Raw genomic sequence first — 9316 nt, forward strand, 5'->3', positions numbered from 1 at the left:
GGGGCCCTGTCTTCATGCGCGCACAACGGGAAGATCACCCCGTCGGGAAACCTGTTCGACCCGCACGTTCCATGATCGGTTGAGATACGGCTTCTCATTCAGATTCGCACACAGGCCAGCCGAAGACCCTGACGCCTGCTCTGCCGATCGCACCAGTCACCGGGCCGATCTGGCTTCCCTTATTCACCGCTCCACCGAGCTGCCCGGTGAGTAAGCGCCGATGAATCCCTTGAAGGACTCCCGGCTTCGTCGTGTGGCAGCCGCGAATGGTTCAGTACCGTAGATCGACTCGCCGGAGGCTTCCTGGGGGAGCGGCATCGACGAGCACGAGGGTGCGAGTTCACTCTGAGTACAGGCCGAAAGGGCCCGCCAGGGTTCTGGCGGGCCCTTTCGGCGGTTACCTCTGCTGTCGGCGTTGAGCGTTCTTCTCGAGCGTCTGACGCTTCACTTGTCTCCACGAGTACACCGTGAGGACGAGAGACACGCAGCCGACCGCCAGGAACATCAATCGCTTGGCGATGCCATCAAGATTGATGGCGCCTCCGAATCCTCCCACGAGGCCGCAAATGCCGAGGAAAAGAGATCGCTGGCCCAGCAGCTCATCAGCCAAGCCTCTGATGAATCCGCCGCCTTGCAGCGAGTTCCAGTATTCTCTCAGTGTCATCTCATCACCGCGTCAGGAGATCGGGGGCTGCGCAGGACGGTTGAACGGGCCGGGTTCGATGTAGCGGACCGGACCGCCCTGCGGGAGCAAATAGTCTACGACCGTCGCTCCGAGAGCCACCGGCACACCGAACACCTTGACCCCCGACCCTGCCGAACGCGCGCGACACCGGGCCGATCTGCATTCCCTTGCTGACTTTACCTCCGACGAGTCCAGTGAAGAAGGGGCCGATGAATCCCTTGATGGCCTCATTGGCCTCATCGTGGCGTCCGAGGATGTGCAGTATCAATCCGTCGATCGCGCCGCGATAGCTGAAGAAACCGACGACGTCTCGCACACCATCGGGAATTCCCGCATTGTCGTACATATCGAACTTGACGTCATCATTGGATGAATCGTCCTGCGGACGGTACCCGTTCGCCTCGTTCTGCTGGGCCTCCTCACGCACCTTCTTCGCCTTGGCCTTCTGCTCCTCCTGATCCTTCGCGATGTAGGCCGCATAGGCTTCCCGCGCCGCCTGGTTGGCGGCCGCGGCGTCCTTGCCCGCGGCGATCGCGGCCGCACGGGCCTTGTTCGCGGACGAGGCGGCGCTCGCGGCGGAGTTGCTGGCCTGGACCGCGGAGGCGGTGGCCTTCTTCGCCGAGTAGTTCGCGGCCCGGCTGGCCTTCTGCGCGGTCGCGGCAGCCGACTTGGCCTGCTGCGCTGAGGCGGCCGCCCGCTCCGCCGACTTGTCCGCAGCCTCCGAACTGGCGCGGGCGCGGTCCGCGTGCTCCCCGGCCGTCTTGGCCGAGGCCGCCGCCGCATCGGCGTAGCCCTTGGCCTCTTCGGCAGCGCCCCGTGCACGGGCGGCCGCTTCCGAGGCAATGTTGGCGTCCTCGTGCGCGGTGAACGCGGCCTTGGCAGCGAGGCTGACCTGCGCCTGGACGGCCGCCACGTGTGCGGCGGTGTCCTCGTCCGCCTGAGCCTGCTTGTACTGGATCCGGGTCACGAACACCGAGCGCATCCATGCAGGACCGGCCATGGAGTTACGCGCGGCAGCGTGTCGTCGTCGTCCGGGGCGCCGGTGCCGTAGGTGCGCCGAGTGCAGTCGGGCGCTGTGCAGCGCCCGACCTCCTCGCTCTCGACCTCGATTCGCTCCGTAGCGGTCGAACAGTCCGGACACGGCGGCGTGAGGTACATCACACACCCGCCGAAAGAGTGGGCGCCGGGGCCGCGGCGGGGGTCGGGGCGACAGCGTGGGCGACGAGCTGCTGGGGGTGAAGAACTTCTCGGTCACTTCGAGTCTCCGTCCGTGGTTGGGATGGCGTGCTGCTGCAGGAATGCGCCCGCCATCGCGGCGACCTCCTCCTTGGTGTCGTACGTGGTGTCCTCTCCGGCCTCACCCGGGTGCCGTCGGCTCCCTGGCCGATCCACCACCAGCCGCCCTCGGCGCCGTGCCACGACAGGTCGGCGGTGCCGCCGATCGCCTCGATCGTGGTCCTGGCCTCCCGACCGGCCGGGGCGCGGACATGGCGCTGACGGCGTCCGCCCACTTCTTCCGGGCTCCCTGGCGGGTGATGGCCCAGGCGTCACCCAAATTTGGGTGACCTGCCGAAGGGCTTGTTATCAACGCGAGGCGGCGCGGGCGCCCGTTTCCCGTTTTGCGGCTTCACCAACTACCCCCTGGACCGGCTCACCGACCAGCTCACCGGCTGGGTCGGACAGGGCATTCCCTGTGTGAAGCTCAAGACCTCGCGGCAGCCCGAGCGCGACGCCGAACGCCTCACCGCCGTACGCGAGGCGGTCGGCACCGGACCGGAGCTGTTCACCGACGCCAACGGCGCCCTCGGCCGCAAGGAGGCCCTGTACTGGGCACACCGCTTCCACGACGAGTGGGACGTGCGCTGGTTCGAGGAGCCGGTCAGCTCCGTGGACTTCGAAGGGCTGCGGATGCTGCGTGAGCGGGGCCCGGCACGGCTGGAGATCACCGCGGGGAAGTACGCCTTCACCGCCCAGGACTTCGCCAACCTCGTCGACGGCCCCGCCGGACCGGCCGTCGACTGCCTCCAGGCCGACGTCACCCGCTGCGTCGGCATCACCGGCGTACTGAAGATCGCCGGTCTGTCGGGCGTCCGGCACCTCGACCTGTCCGCGCACTGCGCCCCGGCGATCTCCGCGCACGCCTTCTGCGCCGTGCGCCGGCTGCGGCACCTGGAGTACTTCCACGACCACGTGCGCGTCGAGCACCTGCTGTTCGACGGCACCCTGTCGCCCGAGGGCGGCGCCCTGCGCCCGGACACCGGTCGACCCGGACTCGGTCTCGACGTCAAGTGGGCCGACGCGGAGCCACACCGCGTCCACGGCACGCGACCGTCCTGACCGGACCCCCGTACCACGAGGAGATCCGACCCCCGACGGCAAAGGCGACGCGCGACGTACCCACCAAGACCCGCCCCGAGATCGCGGGACCGCCTCGTCAACCGGCCCACCCGCGAACAGGGCCCGGTCTCCGGCAGCGGCACCGGGGCCCGGCACAGGGTCCGGGCCCCGGCGCGCGTCAGACCACGGCGGCGATGGAGCGGCCCGCCCAGTCCGGAGCCGGCTCGGTCAGCTCCGTGAAGCGGTGCCGGACCGGCTCCGGGAACTCGGCGGCCCGGCCCGCCTGCTGGTCGACGTGGACCGCGAGCAGCTCGGTCGTCGCCACCGGCGCCGCGTCGGGCGCCGGGTCCGACTCCGGTTCGGGCACCACGTACATCTCGTGCACGAAACGCGCCTTGCGGGCCGCCGCACCCAACACGCGGGTGCGGATGGCCAGATGCGCGGCCTCGGGCACGTCCCTCAGGTAGCGGATGTGGGACTCGACCGTGTAGAGGGAGCAGCCCGTGGACGCGCGGTAGCCGGAGTCCAGGCCTGTCTCGATCATCAGCGCGTCCGTGGCGTGGCCGAAGACGAGGACGTAGAAGGCCTCGCTCATGTGGCCGTTGTAGTCGATCCACTCCGGGCGGACGGTGCCGCGGAACAGCGGGAGGTTCGTCATCGGGCGCCCTCCCCGCGGTCCAGGCGGCCGGTGGCGCGCAGTACGTCGATGACGCCCCGGTCGCGTTCGGCCACCAGGTCCGCGATGGAGCGGCCGTCCGCCGCCTCGTCGCAGCCGGCCACCACGGCGTCGTACAACTCCTTGTCCAGCTCCGGAGCTTCCAGGCGCGTCCACGGCGACTTCAGCGACGGGCCGAAGTGGTCCAGCATGTGCGCCATGCCGCCCTCGCCGCCCGCCAGTGCGAACGTCAGCATCGGCCCCATCACCGCCCAGCGCAGCCCGGGGCCCTCGGTGATCGACAGGTCGATGTCCCGGACCGTCGCCTCGCCGCTCGCGACCATGTGCAGCGCCTCCCGCCACAGGGCCTCCTGGAGGCGGTTCGCGATGAAGCCCGGCACCTCGTTGTCCATCGTGATGACGGACTTGCCCGCCACCTCGTAGAAGCGGGCGGCCCAGGCGACCGCCGCCGCGTCGGTGCGCTCGCCGCCGACCACCTCGACGAGCGGAATGAGGTAGGGCGGGTTGAACGGGTGGCCGACGACCAGGCGCGACGGGTCCGCGGCCGCGGTCTGCATGTCGGTCATCGGATAGCCGGAGGTGGAGGAGGCGATGACGACGCCGGGCGGTGTCGCCGCGTCCAGGCGAGCCAGCAGATCGCGCTTGAGGTCGAGCTTCTCGGGCGCGCTCTCCTGGACGAACTCGACGCCGGCCACAGCCTGTTCGAGGGTGCCGGCCACGGTCAGCCGGTCGGCCGAGGCGCCCTCGGCGAGGCCCAGCGAGGTGAGGGCCGGCCACGCCGCGTCGACCAGGCGGCGCAGTTTGTCCTCGGCGTCGGGTGCGGGGTCCCAGGCGGTCACCTTGTAGCCGCGCGCCAGGAAGTGGGCGACCCAGCCGCCGCCGATGACTCCGGCGCCGACACAGGCGACACGGCGGACGTTCTCGGGTGCGGTCGTCCCGGGTGTGTTCATGAGGGGGATCCTTCGTCGTCGCGGCGGGCTACTTGCGCGGCTTGAGGCCGAGGGTGGCGCGGGCCTCGTCCGGTGTCGCGACGCGTGCGCCGATCGACTCGGTGATGCTCACGGCCCGCTCGACGAGCTGGGCGTTGGTCGCCTTGTTGCCCTTGCCGAGGTATAGGTTGTCCTCCAGGCCCACCCGGACGTGCCCGCCGAGCAGGATCGACTGCGCGACCCACGGCATCTGCATCCGCCCGAGCGCGAAGCTCGCCCAACGCGCGCCGTCCGGCAGCATGTTGACCATGGACTGGAGCACCCCGGGGTCCGCGGGCGCGCCCCACGGGATGCCCATGCACAGCTGGAACACGGTCGGGTCGTCGAGCAGGCCCTCGGCGAGCAACTGCTTGGCGAACCAGAGCTGACCCGTGTCGAAGATCTCCAGCTCGGGCCGCACGCCCAGCTCCTGGATGCGCCGCGCGCCCGCGCGGAGCATGTCGGGCGTCGAGACGTAGAGGTTCGAGCCGTCGCCGAAGTTGAGTGAGCCGCAGTCCAGCGTGCAGATGTCGGGCAGCAGGTCCTCGACGTGCGGGAGGCGGTCCAGGCCGCTGACGAGGTCGGTGCCAGGGAGGTGGGTGAGCGGGTCGTCCGGGTCGATGACCAGGTCGCCGCCCATGCCGGCGGTGAGGTTGATGACGACGTCGGTGCCGGTCTCCTTGACGCACTCGACGACCTCCCGGTACAGCTTCGGGTCGCGGGACGGGTCGCCGGTCTCCGGATCGCGTACGTGGATGTGGACGACGGCCGCTCCGGCGGCGGCCGCCTCCACGGCGTTCCTCGCTATCTGCTCCGGGGTGACGGGCACGTGGGGGCTCTTGCGGACGGTGTCGCCCGCGCCGGTGAGCGCGCAGGTGATGATGACGTTCTCGGTGATGGGCATGTGGGGGCCTCCCGAATTGTTGCCGCTCAGGGCTACGGAGCCAGGATCGTGTGGGTGACGTGGGTGGTGAGCGCCGCGTGCATCGCGTCCGCGGCACGGTCGGCCGACGGGCCGCTCACCGAGAGGACGTGCGTCGCCAGGCCGTCGATCAGCGCGGTCAGCGTCAGCGCCGCCGCCTGCGGGTCGGCCCCGGCGCGGAACACGCCCTGTGCGACACCCCGGCGTACGACGTCGGCGACGGTCTCCCGCCACTGCCGGTAGTACTCGGAGTGCAGCCGGCCCACCGCCGTGGAGCGCGCGGCCTCGGACCACAGGTCGAGCCACACCGCCCACTGGCGGCGCTGCTGCGCGGTGCGCGGCGTCTGCAGGGCGATGAGCTGGCGCAGCTCCGCCGCCGCGTCGTCCGCCTCGGCGAGGAGGGCGGCGCGGCCCGCGGTGTCCTCGTCCATGCACCAGCGCACGGCCGCCTCGAGGAGTTCGGCGCGGCCGGGGAAGTGGTAGTGGATCGCGGCGCTGCTGGCGGCGCAGGCGCGGGCGATGTCGGCGACCCGCACCGCGTGGAAGCCGTGCTCCGCGATCAGCCGGACCGTCTCGCGGACGATCTGCAGCGGTCGCCCGCCCTCGACCTCGGCGGCCGGCGCCGGGGCCTTCTCGCGGGGACGGGTGCCGAGCAGCCAGCCCGCGTCGACCCGGCCCTCGTCGGCGATCCGCGCCAGCTCCGCGGCCGTGAAGCGGCGGGTGCCACTCAGCGAACGCGAGAGCTTGGACGGATCCATGACGACCCGGCGCGCGAACTCGCGCTGGCTGACGGCCGCGGCCGCGATGACCTTGCGGACGCGGGCGGCGGTGTCGGCGTTCGGTGCGCCGTCGAGGAGGTCGTCGGTTTCCACGGGGCACGACCCTAGGCATGTGTTGCGGAAAACTCAACATACGGTTGAGTAGACCTACCGGCAACCAGCCATAACCAGGCCGTTGCGGTCCTGACTGGCGTGGCAGTCAGGACCGCAACGACCTGTGACCCCGGACGCCCGGGTCGCCGCGGGCCCCCTTGCATCACGGTTGAGTACCGAGCCGGAATTGTGGCTTCATCACGGCCGACGTGATCTTGCCCTGGTGAGATCGCCGGATGCTCGGCTTCCTCGTCCGTCTCCTGCCCTTTTGGGTCCGCGAGCCCCTGCTCGTCGTGGTCGGGTCGGTGTTCGGCGTCCGCATCATGTATCTCGCCGCGGTCGAGAGGGAATGGGTCCCGGCCGGGATCGGCACCGTGTGGTGGGGGTGAACACGGTGTGGCCGCTGGGCCGGTCCCCTGTCGGCACACGGCGGGCCTGGCGCAAGCGCGAGGAACTGCAGCGATGGGTGAACGGGAAACAGGGGCCGAAGTGGTGGGAGATCGCGCCCGCGTTCGCGGCGGTCCTCACCGTGATCGGGTTACCCCTGGTCGGTCTCGGCTGGCTGTGGTCCCGGGTCGGCTGGTGGGCGGCGCTGCTCGCGGCAGCAGCCCTCGCGTACGCAGTCCGGGCCGCGGTGCGCCAGCGGCGGGCCGTGCTCACGCGGCGCCAGCGGCAGAGGAGATGGAGCTGGACGCCGCGGCTGATGACGATGGTGGGTGGGTCGGTGGCAGGACCGACTCGAAGCCGTAGGCCGGAGAGGTGGTAGAGGATCATGCGGCCGGTGGGGCGGACCATCTGGTTGCCGGGATACAGCCTGGGCAGGCGTTGTCACGTTGGCTGACCGGCGTGGGATGATCTTCGCGGAGGTCGTATCGGAGAGGGGACTGCTCGTGTCGTCCGTGTCGCCGTCGTACCGGGGGCACCGGTACCCCGTCGAGATCATCTCCCACTGCGTGTGGCTGTACCACCGGTTCCCGCCGTCGTTCCGGGAGGTCGAGGAACTGATGCTCGAGCGTGGCGTGGTCGTCTCCTACGAAACCGTCCGGCGGTGGTGCCTGAAGTTCGGTCAGGCCTACGCCAACGCGCTGCGTCGTCGGCGTCCCTGTCCCGGCGACAAATGGCACCTGGACGAGGTCTTCATCAAGATTAACGGTGAGCTGAAGTACCTGTGGCGCGCGGTGGACCAGGACGGCAACGTGCTGGACATCCTCGTGCAGAACAGACGCGACAAGGCCGCGGCCAGGCGTTTCTTCCGCAAAACTCCTCAAGAAGACCCGCTCGGTGCCGCGGGTGGTGGTCACGGACAAGCTCCGCAGTTACGGGGCCGCCCACCGCGAGGTGATGCCTTCCGTCGAGCACCGCTCCCATAAGGGCCTCAACAACCGGGCCGAGAACTCCCACCAGCCGACCCGGCAACGAGAACGTGCCATGAAGGGCTTCCGCAGCGTCGGCGGAGCCCAGCGGTTCCTGTCCGCGTTCAGCGGCATCTCACCCCACTTCCGGCCCCGACGCCACCTGATGACCGCCACCAACCACCGCGCCGAAATGACCGTCCGCTTCGCGATCTGGGAACAGATCGCCAACACCGCCGGCTTGCCCGCCACGGCCTGAGCACGGAGCCGGAACCGACCCCAGCACGCCCCGACGTCCCGCCAAGCGCCAACACCCTCGACAACGTGACAACGCCAGGCAGCGGGGCCCGAAGACCCCGGCTGCGTGCCCGCCGGGATGGTGTGTCAAACCATGGCGAGCCGGTCCACCAGCAGCTCCCCCCTCGGCTCGGTGTCCTCCGGCGGCAGCCGTCCCGCCCGGGCCAGGGGCGCCAGCCCGTGCAGGGCCGCCCAGAACACCTCGGTGAACAGCGCCGGGTGGACGCCGTCCCCGGAGACCTCTCCGAGGCTCTCCAGCAGGGCGGCGAAGGCGTCCTTCAGGGGTTCTGGGGTGTCCTCGTTCGCGAACGCCAGACCGCCGTCGAGCTCGAACATGGCGTCGTAGACCGCCGGGTTGCGTGCGGCGAAGTCGAGGTAGGAGCGGGCGAGGCCCGACCACAGCTGGTCACAGCGGTGCGCAGCCAGTTGAGCCCTTGTGGTGCCGGTTAGTGGCCCAGGCGGCAGGTGTTCCAGCCGCGGCCGTCTCGTATCAGCGCGCCGGACCGTTCCAGGTTGGCCAGGTGGTAGGCGACCGAGGCCGTGCTGCGCATCCCGACGGCGTGGGCGAGCTGCCGCACCGACGGGCCCTCGCCCTTGTCTTCGATCCACCGGCGAATGCAGCGCAGGATCTCCTCCTCCCGCTCGGTCGGGTGCTCCGGGCGCCGGTTCACCGCTGCTCCTGCCAGGTACGGACCTGGTCGCGCAGCTCGGCCCGGGCGGCCGGCATGCGGCCCGGCCACTCCAGTAGGGATGCCACCACAGCCGGACGGACAGCCACTGCAGCCGGCGGCGCAGCACGGTGGTCCGGGCCGGGTCCGGCGCAGCCAGGGCCTCGTAGGTGCGGTGCCAGTCCGCTTGGAGCTGCATCAGGTCTGGGGGGAAGGTCGCATGCTCCATGCCCACCATTAGACTGTGTGTTCGATTTTTGGGCCAAGTGACGGGCAGCTTCACTCCTCCTGGTGACCCTTCATCTTCGCCTCGTGCACATGCGCCGGCTCGCGCGACGCCCAGCGGTGCGGCTGCTCCGGTCCGGGGCACGGGGCCGGTACCGGTCGAGTCCCCAGTGGCCGACGAGTCATGAGCCAGCATCACGCGCGGCCCGTGCCCGTTCGCCCTAGACGAGTCATTCCGATGTGATTAGTGGTCGTAGGCGATCAGGGATCGCATGACCGGCTGTCCGGTCTTGTGGTTGTGCCAGATCGCCGCG

8 protein-coding genes and 4 pseudogenes are annotated in these 9316 nt (G+C 70.2%); 4 read left to right on the forward strand and 8 right to left on the reverse strand.

The features are described from left to right. Positions 1-397: 397 nt before the first annotated feature. On the reverse strand, positions 398-664 hold the full coding sequence (locus ACWEK3_RS41445; protein ID WP_376653836.1) for a hypothetical protein: 267 nt from the start codon (positions 662-664) through the stop codon (positions 398-400). A gap of 4 nt (positions 665-668) precedes the next feature. Continuing rightward, positions 669-1667 carry a hypothetical protein gene (locus tag ACWEK3_RS41450; RefSeq protein ID WP_453252173.1) on the reverse strand — a complete coding sequence of 333 codons (999 nt, stop codon included), beginning with the start codon at positions 1665-1667 and terminating at the stop codon, positions 669-671. A 641-nt stretch (positions 1668-2308) separates the two neighbouring features. Between ACWEK3_RS41450 and ACWEK3_RS41455 the strand changes: the two are divergent. Then, positions 2309-3022: pseudogene (locus ACWEK3_RS41455) on the forward strand (enolase C-terminal domain-like protein); the annotation flags it as partial. A gap of 178 nt (positions 3023-3200) precedes the next feature. Here the strand turns inward: ACWEK3_RS41455 and ACWEK3_RS41460 are convergent. Genes ACWEK3_RS41460 through ACWEK3_RS41475 form a run of 4 tightly spaced genes read right to left on the reverse strand, consistent with a single transcriptional unit; the run spans position 3201 to position 6460 of the window. Further along, positions 3201-3680 carry a thioesterase family protein gene (locus ACWEK3_RS41460; RefSeq protein WP_384089968.1) on the reverse strand — a complete coding sequence of 160 codons (480 nt, stop codon included), beginning with the start codon at positions 3678-3680 and terminating at the stop codon, positions 3201-3203. After that, positions 3677-4648: a 3-hydroxyacyl-CoA dehydrogenase NAD-binding domain-containing protein gene (locus ACWEK3_RS41465; RefSeq protein ID WP_383063773.1), complete on the reverse strand. Its 972-nt coding sequence runs from the start codon at positions 4646-4648 to the stop codon at positions 3677-3679. Before ACWEK3_RS41465 ends, ACWEK3_RS41460 begins: the two co-directional genes overlap by 4 nt. Positions 4649-4676: 28 nt before the next feature. Then, positions 4677-5570: a BKACE family enzyme gene (locus tag ACWEK3_RS41470; protein WP_376412743.1), complete on the reverse strand. Its 894-nt coding sequence runs from the start codon at positions 5568-5570 to the stop codon at positions 4677-4679. 32 nt (positions 5571-5602) lie between these two features. After that, positions 5603-6460: a TetR family transcriptional regulator C-terminal domain-containing protein gene (locus ACWEK3_RS41475; protein ID WP_453252174.1), complete on the reverse strand. Its 858-nt coding sequence runs from the start codon at positions 6458-6460 to the stop codon at positions 5603-5605. A gap of 236 nt (positions 6461-6696) precedes the next feature. Between ACWEK3_RS41475 and ACWEK3_RS41480 the strand changes: the two are divergent. The 3 genes and pseudogenes from ACWEK3_RS41480 to ACWEK3_RS41490 form a co-directional block, all read left to right on the forward strand. After that, positions 6697-6840: pseudogene (locus tag ACWEK3_RS41480) on the forward strand (DUF6215 domain-containing protein); the annotation flags it as partial. Positions 6841-6926: 86 nt separating this feature from the next. Beyond that, positions 6927-7226, forward strand: a complete 300-nt coding sequence (locus ACWEK3_RS41485) for a hypothetical protein (protein ID WP_453252175.1) — start codon at positions 6927-6929, stop codon at positions 7224-7226. An 85-nt stretch (positions 7227-7311) separates the two neighbouring features. Beyond that, positions 7312-8071, forward strand: a pseudogene (locus ACWEK3_RS41490) (IS6 family transposase). A 125-nt stretch (positions 8072-8196) separates the two neighbouring features. On the opposite strand, the pseudogene ACWEK3_RS41495 reads toward ACWEK3_RS41490, so the two are convergent. Continuing rightward, a pseudogene (locus ACWEK3_RS41495) lies at positions 8197-8505 on the reverse strand (TetR-like C-terminal domain-containing protein); the annotation flags it as partial. Positions 8506-8555: 50 nt separating this feature from the next. Then, positions 8556-8780, reverse strand: coding sequence for a LexA family protein (locus ACWEK3_RS41500; RefSeq protein WP_453252176.1), 225 nt, complete (start codon positions 8778-8780; stop codon positions 8556-8558). Positions 8781-9316 lie beyond the last annotated feature (536 nt).

Source organism: Streptomyces sp. NPDC004721 (assembly GCF_053601495.1).